This window comes from Aliiroseovarius sp. PTFE2010, assembly GCF_049943335.1.
Lineage (GTDB): Bacteria > Pseudomonadota > Alphaproteobacteria > Rhodobacterales > Rhodobacteraceae > JBNFVY01.
Map to the genome: position 1 here is coordinate 343,319 of NZ_JBNFVY010000003.1, position 16,941 is coordinate 360,259.

The 16,941-nt window shown below is 62.4% G+C and carries 17 protein-coding genes, 1 tRNA gene and 1 pseudogene; 5 read left to right on the top strand and 14 right to left on the bottom strand.

All coding sequences use genetic code 11. The features are described 5' to 3' along the window. Positions 1 to 107 precede the first annotated feature (107 nt). From ACP2AV_RS07700 to ACP2AV_RS07715, 4 genes are read right to left on the bottom strand one after another with little or no spacing between them, the layout of a single operon-like run. Positions 108 to 530: a GTP-binding protein gene (locus ACP2AV_RS07700; protein ID WP_426372176.1), complete on the bottom strand. Its 423-nt coding sequence runs from the start codon at positions 528 to 530 to the stop codon at positions 108 to 110. Continuing rightward, positions 493 to 1,968: an MFS transporter gene (locus ACP2AV_RS07705; protein WP_426372114.1), complete on the bottom strand. Its 1,476-nt coding sequence runs from the start codon at positions 1,966 to 1,968 to the stop codon at positions 493 to 495. The genes ACP2AV_RS07700 and ACP2AV_RS07705 overlap by 38 nt, the downstream gene beginning before the upstream one ends. A gap of 12 nt (positions 1,969 to 1,980) precedes the next feature. Further along, positions 1,981 to 2,316: a YnfA family protein gene (locus tag ACP2AV_RS07710; protein ID WP_426372115.1), complete on the bottom strand. Its 336-nt coding sequence runs from the start codon at positions 2,314 to 2,316 to the stop codon at positions 1,981 to 1,983. Continuing rightward, on the bottom strand, positions 2,313 to 2,756 hold the full coding sequence (locus ACP2AV_RS07715) for a MerR family transcriptional regulator (protein WP_426372116.1): 444 nt from the start codon (positions 2,754 to 2,756) through the stop codon (positions 2,313 to 2,315). The genes ACP2AV_RS07710 and ACP2AV_RS07715 overlap by 4 nt, the downstream gene beginning before the upstream one ends. A gap of 90 nt (positions 2,757 to 2,846) precedes the next feature. On the opposite strand from ACP2AV_RS07715, the gene ACP2AV_RS07720 reads away from it, so the two are divergent. From ACP2AV_RS07720 to ACP2AV_RS07730, 3 genes are all read left to right on the top strand, one after another. Further along, positions 2,847 to 5,078 carry a heavy metal translocating P-type ATPase gene (locus ACP2AV_RS07720; RefSeq protein ID WP_426372117.1) on the top strand — a complete coding sequence of 744 codons (2,232 nt, stop codon included), beginning with the start codon at positions 2,847 to 2,849 and terminating at the stop codon, positions 5,076 to 5,078. A gap of 1 nt (position 5,079) precedes the next feature. Next, the gene (locus ACP2AV_RS07725; protein WP_426372118.1) at positions 5,080 to 5,706 is read left to right on the top strand and encodes a methyltransferase family protein; all 627 of its coding nucleotides are present in this window, start codon (positions 5,080 to 5,082) and stop codon (positions 5,704 to 5,706) included. A 73-nt stretch (positions 5,707 to 5,779) separates the two neighbouring features. Beyond that, the gene (locus tag ACP2AV_RS07730; protein WP_426372119.1) at positions 5,780 to 6,253 is read left to right on the top strand and encodes a DUF411 domain-containing protein; all 474 of its coding nucleotides are present in this window, start codon (positions 5,780 to 5,782) and stop codon (positions 6,251 to 6,253) included. 24 nt (positions 6,254 to 6,277) lie between these two features. Here ACP2AV_RS07730 and ACP2AV_RS07735 read toward each other — a convergent pair whose 3' ends face one another. From ACP2AV_RS07735 to ACP2AV_RS07745, 3 genes and pseudogenes are all read right to left on the bottom strand, one after another. Next, positions 6,278 to 6,412, bottom strand: a complete 135-nt coding sequence (locus ACP2AV_RS07735) for a hypothetical protein (protein WP_426372120.1) — start codon at positions 6,410 to 6,412, stop codon at positions 6,278 to 6,280. Positions 6,413 to 6,443: 31 nt separating this feature from the next. Beyond that, positions 6,444 to 6,701, bottom strand: a complete 258-nt coding sequence (locus ACP2AV_RS07740; RefSeq protein ID WP_426372121.1) for a hypothetical protein — start codon at positions 6,699 to 6,701, stop codon at positions 6,444 to 6,446. Continuing rightward, positions 6,698 to 7,231, bottom strand: a pseudogene (locus tag ACP2AV_RS07745) (YcbK family protein); the annotation flags it as partial. The pseudogene ACP2AV_RS07745 and the gene ACP2AV_RS07740, both read right to left, overlap by 4 nt. Positions 7,232 to 7,557: 326 nt before the next feature. On the opposite strand from ACP2AV_RS07745, the gene ACP2AV_RS07750 reads away from it, so the two are divergent. Both ACP2AV_RS07750 and ACP2AV_RS07755 read left to right on the top strand, forming a co-directional pair. Next, the gene (locus ACP2AV_RS07750) at positions 7,558 to 7,761 is read left to right on the top strand and encodes a type II toxin-antitoxin system Phd/YefM family antitoxin (RefSeq protein WP_426372122.1); all 204 of its coding nucleotides are present in this window, start codon (positions 7,558 to 7,560) and stop codon (positions 7,759 to 7,761) included. Continuing rightward, positions 7,758 to 9,128 carry an N-6 DNA methylase gene (locus ACP2AV_RS07755; RefSeq protein ID WP_426372123.1) on the top strand — a complete coding sequence of 457 codons (1,371 nt, stop codon included), beginning with the start codon at positions 7,758 to 7,760 and terminating at the stop codon, positions 9,126 to 9,128. The genes ACP2AV_RS07750 and ACP2AV_RS07755 overlap by 4 nt, the downstream gene beginning before the upstream one ends. A gap of 279 nt (positions 9,129 to 9,407) precedes the next feature. Here ACP2AV_RS07755 and ACP2AV_RS07760 read toward each other — a convergent pair. From ACP2AV_RS07760 to ACP2AV_RS07790, 7 genes are all read right to left on the bottom strand, one after another. Beyond that, positions 9,408 to 9,497: transfer RNA gene (locus ACP2AV_RS07760), tRNA-Ser, on the bottom strand. A gap of 184 nt (positions 9,498 to 9,681) precedes the next feature. Beyond that, positions 9,682 to 9,828 carry a hypothetical protein gene (locus ACP2AV_RS07765; protein ID WP_426372124.1) on the bottom strand — a complete coding sequence of 49 codons (147 nt, stop codon included), beginning with the start codon at positions 9,826 to 9,828 and terminating at the stop codon, positions 9,682 to 9,684. A 270-nt stretch (positions 9,829 to 10,098) separates the two neighbouring features. After that, positions 10,099 to 12,672, bottom strand: coding sequence for a DUF3772 domain-containing protein (locus tag ACP2AV_RS07770; RefSeq protein ID WP_426372125.1), 2,574 nt, complete (start codon positions 12,670 to 12,672; stop codon positions 10,099 to 10,101). After that, positions 12,672 to 13,703: a cysteine synthase A gene (locus tag ACP2AV_RS07775; protein ID WP_426372126.1), complete on the bottom strand. Its 1,032-nt coding sequence runs from the start codon at positions 13,701 to 13,703 to the stop codon at positions 12,672 to 12,674. Before ACP2AV_RS07775 ends, ACP2AV_RS07770 begins: the two co-directional genes overlap by 1 nt. Positions 13,704 to 13,859: 156 nt before the next feature. Beyond that, entirely contained in the window at positions 13,860 to 14,924 is a 1,065-nt protein-coding gene (locus ACP2AV_RS07780) for an NUDIX domain-containing protein (RefSeq protein WP_426372127.1), read from the bottom strand. 3 nt (positions 14,925 to 14,927) lie between these two features. Further along, positions 14,928 to 15,368 (bottom strand): TrgA family protein, encoded by a 441-nt coding sequence (locus tag ACP2AV_RS07785; RefSeq protein ID WP_426372128.1) that lies wholly within the window; start codon positions 15,366 to 15,368, stop codon positions 14,928 to 14,930. 113 nt (positions 15,369 to 15,481) lie between these two features. Continuing rightward, entirely contained in the window at positions 15,482 to 16,888 is a 1,407-nt protein-coding gene (locus ACP2AV_RS07790) for a cryptochrome/photolyase family protein (RefSeq protein WP_426372129.1), read from the bottom strand. Between the last annotated feature and the right edge of the window lie 53 nt (positions 16,889 to 16,941).

Consider the following 16,941-nt stretch of genomic DNA (forward strand, 5'->3'; position numbering starts at 1 on the left):
CCAGACCCGGCCACCGCAGCGCCTTGCACCTGGAATGCGTTGTTTGCGAAATCGGCGCCAAGAACGGCGCCTTTTCCCAAGTCTGCAGTCACGCAGGGCCCTGACGATTAACTTGCGCCCCAGCTTGGAAATGGATCGGCAAGGGTTGTCCAGGCCTCGGGCGTGAAATCGGTGCAGTCCATCAGCGCGGCATTCAGCGTGGCGCTGATCGCCTCCTGGTCCAGTCCGACGCCGATAAAGACGATCTCTTGTCGGCGGTCGCCCCAGGGTTCGACCCAGTTGCGGGCGATTTCGGCCTGCACCTCGGGGTGGGTCGGCATGCGATCTTCGGGCAGCGAGCTCCACCAGCGACCGAGCGGAGTAATCGAAGATATCGCGCCGGCGAGGCTGAATTCGATTGCCCAATCAGGGCGCGTGGCGATCCAGAAATGCCCTTTTGCGCGGATCGTGCCAGGTAGCGGGCCGTTCAGCGCCGCATGGAGCTTTGCCGGATCAAACGGGGCGCGGGCGTGGTAGACGAAAGACGTGATGCCATGTTCCTCGTCCTCGGGGGTGTGGTTGGCGAAACCGTAGAGCTCTTTCGCCCAGAGCGGATGTTCCTGCGCCGTGTCGAAGTCGAACAGGCCGGTGTCCAGGATCGCCTCGGCCGGTACGTTGGAATGGGTCGTTTCGATGATCTTTGCATCGCCATTCAGGCTGCGAATGATCGCGCGGGCGGCTCCCCTCGCGCAAATGCGGATGATCGGGCGGCAAATTTTCATGCCGATGCGGGACCGGTTCTTCATCCGCTGCAGGCCAGACGGCCAGGGCCAGTACGACCGACGCGGCAGCGATCAACGCCAGCACGGCGAATGTCGGTCCCAATCCTGCCCAAGCGCCTAGCCAGCCCGCCAGCGGATAGGTGATCAGCCAACAGCCATGCGACAATGCGAACTGCGCGGCAAACACCGCTGGGCGATCCTCGGGCAAGGCCGAGCGGCGCAAGAGCCGCCCTGAGGGAGTCTGCACGACTGAATAGCCGAGGCCCAGAATGACCCACAGCACCATCAACGCAGCGAGCCCGGACCTGGTGAGAAATGGACCTGCGATCAGCCCTGCCACCAGCACCGCGGCACCTGTGAGCATCACTGGGCGATCGGGCACGCGGTCGAGCAGGTGCGGCAGGGTCAGCGCTGCCAGCATCGACCCGCCCCCGAACGCGGCCAGTGCCAAGGCTACCTGTGACTGCCCAAGGCCCAGACCGGCCTGCACGATCACCACCGTATTCACGATCACCATCGCGCCCGCGGCCGCGACGGCAAGATTCAGTGCCAGCAGCCCGCGCAGCCTCGGCGTCGCCAGATAGAGGCGGATACCGCGTGTCGTACGGTCCCATATCCCGCGCGGCGTTCCTGGCTTCGGACTGGGCAGCACGACCGAGACCACCAGCGCCGCCGAGGCGAGAAATCCCAAGACCGTGCCGCCGAACAGCGCGGGAAAACTCACCACCGTCAGTAAGGCCGCCGCCAGCATGGGCGAGATCAGGTTCTCCAGATCATAGGCCAGCCGCGACAGCGACAGGGCCCGGGTATAGTCCCTCTCGTCGGGCAGAATGTCGGGGATCGTGGCCTGGAACGTCGGCGTGAACCCGGCCGACGCTGCCTGTAACAGGAAGATCAGCACATAGACCTGCCAGACCTCGGTCACGAAGGGCAAGGCGAGCGCGACCCCTGCGCGGATCAGGTCCAGCGAAACCAGCATCCCCCGACGCGGCAGACGTTCCGCAAAGGCCGCAGCGATCGGCGCCAGCCCAACATAGGCCACCATCTTGATCGCCAGAGCGGTGCCCAGCACCACACCCGCATCCGCCCCCGCCAGATCGTAGGCCAACAGGCCAAGGGCCACCGTAGCAAGGCCGGTTCCCAGAAGTGCAAGAACCTGCGCCGCGAACAGGTGGCAATAGGCGCGGTTGGCGAGCAATGGGAGCATGACGTTAACCCTTCAGGCGACGTGTGGCGCAAACAGAATGATTCCGGCCCCGATCACGCAGAGCAAGGCTCCGGTCATGTCCCAGCTATCCGGGCGCTGTCCCTCGATCGCCCAGAGCCAGATCAGAGAGGACCCGATGTAGACCCCGCCATAAGCGGCAAAGGCCCGACCGGCGAAGTCGGACGGCGCGAGCGTCAAGAGCCAGGCAAACGCCGCAAGGGCCATGAGTCCGGGCAGCAGCCACAGCGCCGAGGCTCCGAGCCGCATCCACGCCCAGACGGCGAAGCATCCGGCAATTTCGGCCAGCGCCGCGGCGGCATAGACCGCAAAGGTCGGGATCGCGGTCATGTCGCCGCCCCCGGCCCGGGCTCGGTACGATGGTCATCGGCGCAAAGCGTATGGTCGCTCAGCACCTCGATCACCCTGCAATCCGCGATCGTACCCTGGGCGCATTGCGCGATCATCCGTTCCAGCTCCGCCCTCAGCGCTGTCAGCCGTGCTATTCGGGCCTTCACGGCTGCGAGCTGCGCGGTCGCGATGATGTCAGCCGCGGCGCAGGACTGGTCGGGCTTGTCGGAAAGGCTGAGCAGGTCGCGGATCGCCTCGAGCGGAAATCCGAGTTCGCGCGCGTGACGGATGAAAGCCAGTCGGTCGAGCGTCTTTGCTCCGTAGAGCCGCTGGTTCCCGGCGCTGCGTTCGGGTTCCGGCAGAAGCCCGATCTGCTCATAATAGCGAATGGTCGGAACCTTGACGCCCGTCGCTTCGCCCAATTTTCCGATGGTCAGCATCGAATACCTCTTGAAGCTATAGTTGCTAGAGACATTAGGTTATCGACTCAATGGAGACAATCGCCACGTTTGACGGGACGGAAAAGCACGATGACGACGAGCAATGCGACAAGCTGTGAATGGACGGTCACCGGCATGGACTGCGGGTCCTGCGCCGGCAAGGTCAGGGGCGCGCTCGAGCGTCTGCCGGGAGTCGCCGATGTCGACGTGGCGCTGATGGCCGAGCGGCTTCGCCTTACGCTGGACGAGGATCAGACGTCCCGCGATCACGTCGAGACCGCAGTGAAAAAGTTGGGGTTCGGCATTGCCCCCAAAGAGAGTGCCGCCACACGCAGGGGTTTCGTTCTGCCCGATGGCGCTTTGCCTGCAAGCTCCACCGGCGATGCCGCTCTTGCACCGGAGACTCCGCAAGGCGCTTTGGGTCCTTCCGACGGCTCGGTCGTACGCGACCCGTCCTGGCATCAGACTGGCAAGGGCCGCCTGGTGATCGGCACCGGCGCCCTGCTGGTCGCGGCGTGGGCGGTGAAGCTTCTGGCCTCGGGCGGCATCGCCAACTGGGCTTTTGTCCTGGCCACGCTGATCGGTGTCGCACCGATTGCCCGACGTGCCATAAATGCGGCGCGCGCGGGCATGCCATTCACCATCGAGATGCTGATGACCATCGCGGCCGTCGGTGCGCTGGTCATTGACGCTGCCGAGGAAGCGGCTCTGGTGGTTTTCCTGTTTGCGGTGGGTGAAGTGCTGGAAGGGGTCGCGGCGAACAAGGCGCGCGACGGGATCAGGGCGCTGGCCCGGTTGGTTCCCAAGACAGCCCTTCTTGAGGTTTCCGGCAAAACGCGCGAGGTGCCCGCCGAAAACCTGAGGATCGGTCAGATGGTTCTGGTGCGCCCGGGTGACCGAGTGCCCGCCGACGGCGAGGTGATCGAGGGCGTCTCGGGCGTCGATGAAAGCCCGGTCACGGGCGAAAGCGTGCCCAACCTGAAGGAGCCAGGCCAGCCGGTATTCGCAGGATCGATCAACACCGAAGCGGCCCTGCGCGTACGGGTGACGAAGGCGGCCGAGGACAACACGATCGCCCGCATCATCCGACTGGTTGAGGAGGCTGAAAGCGCCCGTGCCCCGACCGAGCGGTTCATCGACAGGTTCAGCCGCATCTACATGCCCGCGGTGGTGGGCGTTGCCCTCATGGTGGCCATCGTGCCGCCACTTGCTTTCACACAGCCGTGGGACACGTGGATATACCGCGCATTGGCGCTTTTGTTGATCGGCTGTCCCTGCGCGCTGGTGATCTCGGTGCCGGCCTCCATCGCCTCGGCCCTTTCGGCCGGGGCACGGCGCGGGTTGTTGATGAAGGGCGGCGCGGTCATCGAAACAACAGCCCAAACCACGCATGTGGCCTTCGACAAGACCGGCACGCTGACCCTTGGGCGCCCCCGGATCACCGACATCGTGCCAATCAGCGGATCAGAAGCGGAGGTTCTGTCGCTGGGCGCTGGAATCGAGGCCGGCTCCAGCCATCCGCTGGCCGAGGCGATCCTGGCCCGTACCGAGGCGGACGGTGTTGCTCCGCTGCCCGCATCCGGCGCCCGCGCTCTGCCCGGAAAGGGCGCCGAAGCGATGATTGGCGGCAGCCTTGCGTGGGTCGGCTCGCCGCGCTTTGCCGAGGCGTCCGGCGTTTTCGGCGATGCCGCGCGCCAGACTGCTGCGATGCTTGAGGACGAGGGCAAGACCGTCGTCGTGGTCTTCCGGTCGGATCAACTGGTCGGTCTTCTGGCGCTGCGGGACGAGCCGCGCCCGGACGCAGGCGAAGCGGTGCGCCAGCTGAAGGCGCTTGGCATTGATGCGGTGATGCTGACCGGCGACAACGCCCGCACCGCCACGGCGATCTCGCAAGCCCTCGGCATGGATCACCGCGCCGAACTGATGCCGGAAGACAAGGTCGCCGCAATCCGCGAGATGGTGGTGCATGGCCGCGTCATGATGGTGGGCGACGGCATCAACGATGCCCCCGCGCTGGCCTCGGCCCATGTGGGGGTCGCCATGGGCTCGGGCACCGATGTGGCGCTCGAGACCGCCGATGCGGCGCTGCTGCGCAACCACGTCACGGATGTTGCCGGGACGATTCGGCTTTCCCGCGCGGCCATGGCGAACATCCGCCAGAATGTGGCGATCGCGCTCGGCCTCAAGGGTGTGTTCCTAGTCACGACGGTGCTGGGCGTGACCGGGCTCTGGCTCGCGATCCTTGCCGATACCGGTGCCACGGTGCTTGTCACGCTGAACGCTCTGCGCCTGCTGGCCTTCAATCCCGAAAAGGAGACTTGAGATGATCACGCCCTTCGGCTGGAGCGCCCTCGCGGTCCTGCTGCTCTATCTCGCTCTCTTCTTTTGGGGCGGCGCTATGACCTCTCGCGCGGTCGGAAGATCCATCTGGCTCTTCGGGCAGGCGACAGGGTATGATCGATTGGCCGCAATCGGATTCCGCGCAGCGTTCGGTCTGGCCATCCTTGGGCCACTCTTGTGGCTGACCGTGCCGCAACTCCAGACGCTCGATCCGCTCTGGACGGATCAGGGGGCACCGGTTGCGAGCTTCGCCGGTCACCTTCTGGCCATTCTGGGTGCGATGATTGCCTTCGCCTCTCAGATGGCGATGGGCGCGTCATGGCGCGTTGGCGTCGATCCGGAGGCGGTGGGCAGCCTCGTCTCCGTAGGGCTCTACAAAGTCAGTCGCAATCCGACCTTTGCAGGACAACTGATGTTGCTTGCAGGTGTCGCTCTGGCCATTCCGTCGCTTCCTGCCGTGATAGCAGTCTTCTTGTTCTGGCTCTCTGCAAATGCACAGATCCGTTCCGAAGAGCGTGTGCTGGAAACGGCTCTTGGCGCGCCCTATCTTGACTATAAGATGCAGGCGCCGCGTTGGATCGGGCGTCCCAATTCGACAATCAAGGCGTAGACGGCACGAGGTGCGATTTGCGGCGTGGCTGCAGTACGTCGCAACAAACCGATTTGAGGAAGGATTTTCCCCCATGCGATTATCATTGTCCCGCCGCGGCCTGCTGCTGGGCGCTTGTGCGGCTTCGGTCGCGACAACGCTGCCCGCTGCGGCACAAAGCAGACTGGCGATTCACGTCCTCAAGGACCCAAATTGCGGATGCTGCGGAGCTTGGGTCGAGGTTCTGCAGTCCGAAGGGTTCGACGTGACGGTCGAGGCGAGCATGGGAACGCTGCTTGCCCGCTACAAGCTCGACAACGGCATCCCGCAGGAGATGATCTCCTGTCATACCGGCAGGATCGAGGGCTACATGATCGAGGGTCACGTGCCTGCTTCCGACATTCGTCGTCTTCTCGAAAAACGCCCTGACGCCGTTGGACTTGCCGTGCCTGGGATGCCTTACGGCTCTCCGGGGATGGGACCGGAGAGCAAGCGCGAAGCCTATGAAGTGTTCCTGATCCGACGCGACGGTTCGACCGAAGTCTATGCCAGCTATTCGGCTGCCTGACCACTGAGACGGCAAGGCTGACAGTCAGTTGCGAGAACACGCGCGGACCTGGTCGCGCAGCACGGTATAGTCGCTCAGCATCTCGGCGATGGCCGATCCGTCCGGCAGCATCGCCAATTCTTCGGCGGCTCGCGCCTGTAGCTCCCCGCTGTATTCCACGACAGGCGGACATGCCGCCAAGCCGTTCGCTTCAAAACCCGCCGTCGCGCAGCCGGTCAACCAGTTCGCCCCGATCACGAGGACGGCGAGCCGCCGCCTCAAGCATCCGGCGTTGGATTTCATTGGCCTTCTCCCTGGTTTCAAGGCGTTCTGCCATTCGCCCGACGCGTTCACCGGAGCAGCGGACCGACAGCAGGAACAGGACAATGGCGACGGCGATTGCACCGTAGCGAAGCGCGGCCCTCGTCCATGGATTGGCGGCGATCCCGCCGAGAATGCTGGCGATCATCTCTGTCCCCGGCGCCAGTCATCAAGGCGCGCATAGATCGCGACCGCGACGCCCGCGAGCGCCACCGCGATGAACACCCAGCGTAGCGTGTCGAGGTATGGCACCAGCGGCAGGACGGCCGCCTGGGTCTCGGCAAGTACGCTCTGCGCCACCTCGACCCCGGCCGCGCCCAGCGTCGCGACACCTGCCGCCCCGCCACCTTTCATGGTGCGGCTCTGTGCCAGCACCTCGCGCGCGGGTGGCGTTTCGGCAGCAAATGCTGTCGCGCGGATGGGGAACCGTTCGCCCCATTGGCGGGATGGGCCAAGATCGACATGCATGAAGCCTGAGCGCGGATAGAAGCCGAACCCGAGGAAGCCGACCTCCCGTGCCGCCGCTTCGAAGGCCGCTGGGTCGTGGTTCGCCATGGCGATGTCGAACGCCGCGCCGTCCATGTGCTTCGACCGGGTGGCGCCGCCGACGGCACGGTTATGCTCCGGGCTGCGATAGGCGGAGCGGACGATAAGCGGCTTGCACAGTCGGTTGCGTAAGCGCCCGCAGACATGGCAGTTGCTCGGCGTTCTTCGGGTTGACGAAACAGATCAACCAGCATTGTTCTAAGCATCTTCGCGATCGCGGCAACGGTCCCAGCCTTCGATACACTTCCCGACCGAAAGTGGACATCCCAAGGGGGAGAATCTGCCCAGCGTGACGCCGGAATCTCCGTGGATAGAGCTCTTTGGGGATTGGAAGCGTTGCGTACATTGCTGCGACTTTGAGTGCCGGCGGCGTCTCTGACGATCAAAACCGGCCCAAGCGCCGACTTGCGTTTTTAGCCAAATTGGCCAAAATGCGCCGGACACAAGCGGAGAGCCAGATGCAGATCTTGACTGCGAAGGACGCGAAGTACGGTTTTGGGAAGTTGATTGATCTCGCCCGAGCTGAGCCAGTCGCAGTAGCCAAGCACGGTCGCACTGTCGTCGTCGTGATGTCAGTCGAAGAATACGAGCGGTTGAAAGCGCTGGATGAGGCTACCGTCACTTCAAAGCGCCATAGCGAAGGAAAGAACACAAGCGAATGATTGCAGACCACCTGACCGGAATTGAGCAGTTCGGTGCAGACCTTTGGAAGATGGCGGACGATCTGCGGGCCAACTCCGGGCTGGCATCCAACGAGTATTTCATGCCCATCATGGGGCTCCTTTTTCTGCGGCAGGCCACGAACCGCTACTACGCAGCTCTCGACTCAATCGAAGCCGACAAAGCTGCAGGAAAAATGCCAGATCGGCCCCTGGTCGATGCAGACTTCCGGCGTCGCCGCGCGATGATGTTGCCTGAAGCGGCCCGCTACGATGTGATCCTCGACATGCCTAAGGACGGTGAGCTTGGCGGGGCGCTGACTGCAGCCATGGAGGCCGTGGAAGAACACTTCCCGCCGCTTGCGGGTCAACTTCCCAAGGACTACGCGCGCTTTGACGACGACCTTCTTGAAAGCATGATGCGCAAGTTTGACACCGAGGCATTGCGCAATGCCTCGGGCGACGTTTTTGGCCGCATCTACGAGTATTTCCTCGCTGAATTTTCCAAGCAGGGGGCCCACGACAACGGAGAGTTCTTCACACCGCCTTCAATCGTCCAGACCATCGTCAACGTCATCGAACCTGACCATGGTATCGTTTTTGACCCGGCCTGCGGCTCGGGAGGAATGTTCGTGCAGTCCAGCCACTTCATCGAGGAAGAAGGCCAGGACACGATGAAGCGCGTGACTTTCTATGGCCACGAGAAGAACGAAACGACCGCCAAGCTCGCCCAGACCAACCTTGCTGTTCACGGTCTGCAGGGCACCATCCGAGCCGGGAACGAGGCCATCACCTATTACAAGGATCCGCACGAACTTGTCGGCAAGTGCGACTTTGTGATGGCCAATCCACCGTTCAACGTGGACGAGGTCGACGCCGACAAGGTGAAAGGCGACGCGCGTCTGCCCTTCGGTCTACCCGGCGTGAACAAGGGCAAGAAGATCTCCAACGCCAACTACCTGTGGATGTCCTACTTCTACAGCTACCTGAACGACAGCGGCCGTGCCGGCGTCGTCATGTCGTCACAGGCGTCCAGCGCGGGCCGGGATGAGGCGAAGGTGCGCCAGAAGCTGGTCGAGACCGGCGCTGTCGACGTGATGATCGATAACCTGGACAAGACGTCCCGTGAGCGGGTGAAGCAGGCAAGCCGTGACCTCCTGGCTTCCATAAAGACGCGCTTGGCTGAACTCGATCGCTTTTGGGAGAAGGAACAGACCAAGGCAGACGTCGAGGTCTTCATCTTGGACGAGGTCTTCGCAAGTCTACCGTCACCGCCGTTCACGCCTGATGAAAAGAAAGCACTTGCAGCAAGCGTCTACGCCCATGTGTGGCAACAGGCCGTGAATGGTGGCTTCGCGCAGGCGGCATAGGCTCGTGCGCTGATAGTTCGATCCAGGTTCCGGCAACTTGGCGAACAGTACTGCAAACTGTGCGCAGTATTGGTGCAATCTAAATCTCATGATTTCAATAACATGGCGCTCTGAACCGGATTGCATGCGGTTAACAGGTTCGGAGAATATCGGCCCTGAGAGACCGCTTCCGGGGCACTTGGCACCGGGACCGGTTAGCAGCCCCTACCGCATAACCCTCGAAAACAACGAGAAAATCTGGCCGCAGCCGGATCGGGAGAACGCTTTCGCTGGGGAAAGTGGCGGACAGTGAGGGATTCGAACCCTCGAGACGGTTTCCCGCCTACACACTTTCCAGGCGTGCGCCTTCGACCACTCGGCCAACTGTCCGTGACGGGCGTTTTGCCCAAACGCGTGCGGCAATGCAAGCCCGGATCAGAAAATACAAAAAGAAGCGACAAATAGATGTTGGTCCGATCCTTGCGCACGAACCGTCTTGCGACCTGTATCAAGGGGCCAACGCATCGGGAAAACGCGCAAGGGGCCGTGGTTGTGCCGCGCCCAATAGCGCCGGCTAACCGCGAAACCATCCAGCATATTCACGCAGCTCAATTTCCAAACGTGATTGATTGGATTTTTGCGAATCCCAAGACAAGCCGACGTCCGTTTTGTCATCATCCCCAAGAGGATCGAAATTCGACATGTCCTGCCCGAGCAGCATGTTGAAATCCCTCGTCGACGCATCGCATAGCACCTGAAATCATCCTATTCGTGCCATGCCGTGATCCAACCGTGGAGGACCCGGCACCAATGTTTGTTATAGGTGACTTTCTGCGTGCCGGGTGTGATCCGCGGGTTCGATACGGGCGACCACCGGCTGGTACGCAAAGCCGATGCCAGAAAGGTGCAGACGGCGAAGCGGGACCCCGCCTAGGTGATCGCAGACATGGGCTGGCTTTTGGGCCCTGGAACGGGCGCCCACCCGTCCCTGTCAGTCATCCCCGTCACCTGCCGGGTCGTCTGGTGGGCTGCCGTTGTCCAGATCGTCTTGGTCGGGAAGGATCGACACGGGCTTGGGCGGCACCGGCGGTTCGTCGCTGGGTTGGGCGGCGTGCGGCGTTTGCGTCGTCGCAGCGCCACTGCCACCGGGCAGGTCTTCGGGGTTGCGGAACCAGATGTCGGTCTGGGCGAACGGGATCTCAATTCCTTCGGTCCCGAACCGCGCGGTAATCTCGTGCAACAAGTCATTTTGAACCGTCAGGATCATTTTGACATCCGGCAAGATTGCACGCACTTCGAAATCCAGAGACGACGCGCCCAACCCTACGAATAACACCTGAGGTGCCGGATCCACCGAAATCAAGGGGTGGGCTTCCACGATTTCGCGCAGCACCCGGTCGACCAGTCGTGTGTCCGTGCCGTAAGCAACGCCAACCGGCAAAATCAGGCGCCCCACGGAATTGCCGTGGGTATAGTTGGTGACCTGCCCGGAAATTAAATCGGCATTCGGCACAATCACGTCGGTGCGGTCGAACGTTTCGATCCGTGTGGCGCGAACCGAAATGTCGCGCACGAACCCCATCTGGTCACCGACCTTGATCCAGTCACCTTCGGAAATCGGACGTTCCACCAGCAGAATAATGCCGGACACGAAGTTGGATACGATGGTCTGTAAACCGAACCCGATCCCCACCGACAAGGCGCCAGCCACGATGGCCAGCGACGACAAATCAATCCCGGCGGTGGTGATCGCGATGAGCGCGGCCAGAAATATCCCGACATATCCCACGCCGACCCGGACCGCATTGCGCCCGCCCAGATCCAGCTTGGTCTTGGGCAAGACGCTTGATGCCAGCGCCTGTTGCACCAGCCGTGTGATGACATACCCGATTGCGAAAACGATGGCGAATGTCAGGAAGTTCGACGGTGAAATCGTTACTCCACCGACCTGGAACCCCGCCTTGATACGGGTCCACAGTTCGATCAGTTGTTCAACCCGCATCCCCCAGACCAGGGCAAGCAACGGAATCGCCAGGAACGCTAGAAGGAAAGTGAACAGAACCGGCAGCAGCGACCCTTCCAGCGCTTCTTCATCCTTGCGCGTGACCAAAGCATAAGTTTCGGTCGCCACGCGCGACAGCACGACCCAAATGCCGATCAAGGCCAGCGTGGTCACCGATGGCCACAAGAAGGCTTCGGCAACCCCCTGATACCCGACAGCCGCGACCACGGGCGCCACGATCCCGATGCCCATCGCCAACTGACCAACGGCGCGAAGGGCTGTAATGCGGAAACTTCCGTATCCGGCCTCGGATTCGGTCACCGGGCGGCTTCCGGCCGCGATGATCTGGCCCAGCCGAAACAACAGGACCCCGCCCAAGACGGTGACCGGAAAGCTGAGAACGGCCAGCGTGCCGGCAGAATAGCCGTCCAGGTCTGCGAACTCCTGGATCGGCAACAACAGACCCACCAGCGCGCCCAGCAAGCTGGCATAGATGCGGGCCTCGGCGTGTTGGATCGGGGTGACCGGGATCAAGGATTCACGCGGACTGTCCACGGCCGGGAAAATCCGGCGCGCGACCCAGCGGGCCACGAAGAAACCGAACGCGATCGAAAACAACCCGTTGACCAACACCGTAGAGCGAAGGTTCAGCAACCCTGTCGCGTGGGCCGCAGAAACCAGAGCCGCCGCCCCGAGCAAAGGCAGGGTCAGCTGGGCCACCGATGACACGAAAGACGCAGCACCCAGCCCGACTGTGCGCCCACGGGCCCGAGCCTTGAGCTTGTCGCCCATGCGTTCAACCCACCTGCGCCCCGGCACCAGAAGGATCGCCGCCAGCGCGACAAAGAGAATCACAGCAGGCAGGCTTTCGCGCAGTTCGTTGCGCCGCACTGGCGATGCCGCTGCAGTCCGCACCTCGCGCGCGATGGCGCTATAAGTCCCGAGCGCGGCCCCCACCGCATCCGGCCAGGTCGTCGGGTTCAAGGGGCTGGGGCCAAGTTTCAACAATTCACTGGCTTGGCGTTCGCGCAGCAAGGCATCGATGTTCCCGATCAGCGCATCGGCCCGCGCATAGGCTTCGCTTGCGGCGCGGCGCGGCGCTGTCAATTCGCCCATCCTGGCGGTCAGCGTCGCGCGCCGGGACGCGATTGAAGCGGGTTCGTCTGGTTCGCCCTCTGCGGGCGGCGGACCCAACGCGTCAATCTGGGCCTGCAACGTGTCGATCAGCGTGGCGTTGATGTCTTGCGCATTGGAAAACTCTTGCCGTGCGTCGACCAGTTCTGACCTGAGCGTTTCAAAGGCCGCATTTGAAGCGCGCTCGGTGCGCAAGGCATCTTCGGTGCGCGTGGCCAAACGTTCCCAAGCGTCGTAATCAATGCCCGGCAGGTCTGCGATTTCGTCATTGATCGGAACGTTCGGTTCGACGTCCGACCCGCCCGCTTGACTGCCCGTGTCTTGCTGCTGCGCGCCCTCAGCGACAGGCCCGGTCGTGTCTTGCGCCCAGCCATTTGCTGGCACCAGCGTGACCAGAACCCACAGCAACAGGGCGTGCAGGCGTCGCATCAATCCTGAAAAACCTCGGGCAGGTTCCGGGGCGGGCGATCCAGCCACTGGGGAACCGGCAGACCCTTTTCCTTCAGGAACGCGGGGTTGAACAGTTTGGACTGATAGCGGTTGCCGTAATCGCACAGCACGGTAACGATCGTGTGGCCGGGCCCCATTTCGCGCGCCATACGCATCGCACCGGCCACGTTGATCCCAGACGAACCACCCAGGCACAGACCTTCGTTTTCCAGCAGGTCGAATACGACAGGCAGCGCTTCCTTGTCGGGGATCTGATACACCATGTCCGGGGTGAACCCTTCAAGGTTCGCGGTGATCCGGCCCTGACCGATACCTTCCGTGATCGAAGAGCCTTCGGACGCAAATTCGCCCGTCTTGTAATAGCTATAGAGCGCAGCCCCCATCGGGTCGGCCAACCCGATTTTGACACCGTTCGGTTGCAGCGCCATGCCAACACCGGCCAGCGTGCCGCCCGATCCTACCGCGCAGATGAACCCGTCAACCTTGCCGTCGGTCTGATCCCAGATTTCGGGGCCGGTTGTTTCGATATGCGCTTGGCGGTTCGCAACGTTGTCGAACTGGTTCGCCCAGATTGCGCCATTGGGTTCGGACTGTGCCAACCGTTCGGCCAACCGCTGCGAATAGCGCACATAATTGTTGGGGTTCTTGTAGGGCGCTGCCGGCACCTGCACCAAATCTGCCCCCGCCAGGCGGATCATGTCCTTTTTTTCCTGGCTTTGGGTTTCGGGGATCACGATCACGGTCTTGAACCCCATGAAATCACCCACCAGCGCAAGGCCGATCCCGGTATTGCCCGCCGTGCCTTCGACAATCGTGCCGCCAGGTTTCAGCAACCCTTTTTCAACCGCGTCGCGGATAATGAAAAGAGCGGCGCGGTCCTTGACCGACTGGCCGGGGTTCAGGAATTCGCATTTGCCCAGGATTTCGCACCCGGTGGCATCCGAAGGTCCGTTCAGTCGGATCAGCGGGGTGTTTCCGATGGCCTCGGCCAGATCCTTGTTCACGCGCATGGGCCCCCTCCGGTTCTTGTGCGGTTCTTTGAATGTGTAGGTGCGGCGCGGCAGAAACTCAAGCAGAACACAGCCGGAAAGAACGGTCTGTTCCAGAAGATCTGGGTGGTTTGGGACGCCGGTACGCAAATGGCGCGCCGCAAGGAACGCGCGACGTCAGGCCCCGGTCTGCAACCGCGTGCGATGCGCTTGCAACCAAAGCGCCGACATCAACGCCGGGCCATTGTCCAACCGACCCGTTCGCACCGCATGCATCAATTCGTCAAAGCTCCAGATCATCGACCGGATATCCTCGTGTTCGCCCTCGACACCGCCCAACCCTTCACAACCGTCGGGCAGATCGGCCTCGGCCACGTAAGAATAGAGATATTCGGTGACCGCGCCCGGCGACGGGTAGTAGTTGCCGACGGAATGGAACCGCCCCAGAGTCAGACCGGCCTCTTCGACCGCTTCGCGCCGCGCCGCCTGTTCAGGGGTTTCGCCCGGATCGATCCGACCCGCGATCGCCTCTATGCACCATGGATTGCCAGACCCACGCAACCAAGGACCAAAGCGGAACTGCTCGATCATCAGAACCCGGTCGCGCGGCGGATCATAGGGCAAAACCGTCACCGCATCACCGCTGACAAAGGCCGCGCGGGTCACGGTGCTGGATAGCGTGCCATCGAAACGCGGAAAGGCGATATCCTGTTCGACCAGCGTGAAGTAGTTCATGTAGGGATGGCGGGTCTGTGCGACCTGCGCCGCGGCATCGATCGCGGGTACTGCTGGCGCGGTCCGGGCGCGATGCCGGCTGGCGGCGCGGACAAGGATCTGGTCAAGCCGCGCGAAACTGGCCGACGGGCTGAATCGCCCCTTACAGGCCATCAGTTCACTCATCGCTTCGCCGAGCACGCCCGGGTCAACCCTCACCTGTGGGCGGGGGGATGTTTTTGGCACATAGGCCACGACCCTGCCCTGCCCCGCCGATACCGCCGCCGGGACCAATCCCATCACCGCCATCAGCCAATCGAGACGGGCGCCGCCTTCGCCCACCAACTGTGGGCACATCAGGGCATCGCAAGTGGCGCCATCTTCTGGGACATGGCCGCAAACAGCACCTGAGGGAACCTCTCTCAGTCCGGTCAAAGAGACGGGGACAAGTGTCACGTCGCCCAGAACGGCGCGCGCCAAGCCATCGTTGCGAAAGGCCGATCCTAGGACCAGGTCACCAAAAACCACGGTTCAAGAGGTGCGTTGAGCAAAGAAATGTACCATCCATCCGCCAATGACACCGCCGATCAGCAGCGTCAACATCACATCCGCGTTCAGAACCAGCAGACCGTATTCCATCCCGTTCTGAACCCAGCCGACCAGCGCTTCCACAGGGCCGTCATACCGCAACCGAATGGATTTTTCGTACATCTCGTAGCCGCCAAAGACCAGCAAAGACCAAAAGACAATCAAAACGCTGGTCGTCACCCCGAACCCGAGCATTTGCGTGAACGTGTCATAGGCGCGTTTGCCCAGGAATTTCCATCCCATGATGAACCCCACGGTGGCATTCACATAGTAGTAAATTCCAAGCTGCGTACCTTCGGGCAGGTAGTTCACAACCAACCCCGAAGCAAAGAATGCCAAAGCGGCAAAAAACACGCCTGCAACGGCTTTTGGAAAGGTCAACATGTGCTTATCCGGCCCGGTTCGGCCGCCCGTTTCGCAATGGTTTCATCGGTATTGTGCAGCAAACCCTGTCGGAAAACTGTGGCAAATATTTGATCAATTCCAGGTTTTTCGGGCTATTTCAGGCCTTGATAGGCCAAAATAGCCCGCTCGCGCCCCTCTTTCAAGCCGACGATGCGGTCGGGATAGGGTTGATCGGGGGACAGACCCCAACGCTGCGGTACAGCGTCGAAGTAGGACAACGCGGTATCGCTGGGCGTGTCGCGGCCTTCGGCGATCCACGCATCCAGATAGGCGTGGTCTGGGTCGAATTTGTCGACCTGCGTGGCGGGGTTGAAGACCCGGAAATACGGTGCCGCATCCGGTCCGCTGCCTGCAACCCATTGCCAGCCAAGCGCGTTGCTGGCTGGATCCCAGTCGATCAGGCACTCTTCGAACCACCGTTGACCGACGCGCCAGTGGGTCAGCAGGTGCTTAGTCAGGTACGAGGCCACGATCATCCGTGCCCGGTTGTGCATGGTGCCGGTCACGTACATCTGGCGCATCGCCGCATCGACGAACGGCTCGCCGGTCATACCGCGGCGCCAGGCTTTGGCATCGTTGCTGTCTGGGCGCCAGTCAAAGGCGCGCCATTCCTCACGCCAGGTGTGGTCAGTGATGCGCGGCGTGTGGAAAAGCAGATGATAGGCAAATTCGCGCCACACCAGTTCCTTCAGGAAATGCTCAGCCCCTTTTTTGCCTTCGTTCCATGCGCGCAGGCCCGCGTGCCAGACCGCGCGCGGGCTGATTTCGCCGTAGGTCAGGTTTTCAGAAAGGCCCGAGCAAGCCCCCGACGCAGGATAGTCGCGCTTGGCCTTGTAGTGGTCGATCTGGTTGGTGGTAAAGGCGTGCAGGCGCGCGCTGGCAGCGTCTTCGCCAACATGGACGTGCCGCGCAACCACCTGCGCACCGCGCCGCATTTCCGCCCCCATCTTCCAGTCATCCAGCGTATCACTGACCGGCCAATCGGCTGGCGCACCCAGATCGGGCGCGGGGCGCGGCCCGGGCACGTGGCGATCCTTGACCGCCCGCCAGAACGGCGAATAGACCTTGTAGAACCCGCCCTGCTTTGTTTCTACCTCCCACGGTTCGAACAAAAGATGGCCGTTGTGCGACACCGCTTCGACCCCTGCATCGTGCAGCGTGGATTTGACCTCTTTGTCGCGCGCGATGCTGTCGGGATCGTAAAGCCGGTTCCAATGCACGGCCTTTGCCCCGGTTTCGCGGGCCAGCGCGCGCAGAACATCCGCCGCCTTTCCACGCCGCAGGATCAGCCGGCTTTGCGCGCCCTGCAGGGTTTCGGCCAACTGCCCCACCCCCAGTCCAAGCCGCCATTTCGGCGCGGCCGCGTGGGTTTCGACTACCTCGTCCAAGACAAATACCGGGATCACGGCGCCCGCTTTCGCCGCAGCGATCAACGCGGGATTCTCGCGCAAGCGCAGGTCGCGGCGGAACCAAAGGATGACGGGGCCAGGGGTGCTCATTGGATCTCCGGTGTTTCCCAGGATACGCCACGCGCTATCAATTGGATCACGCA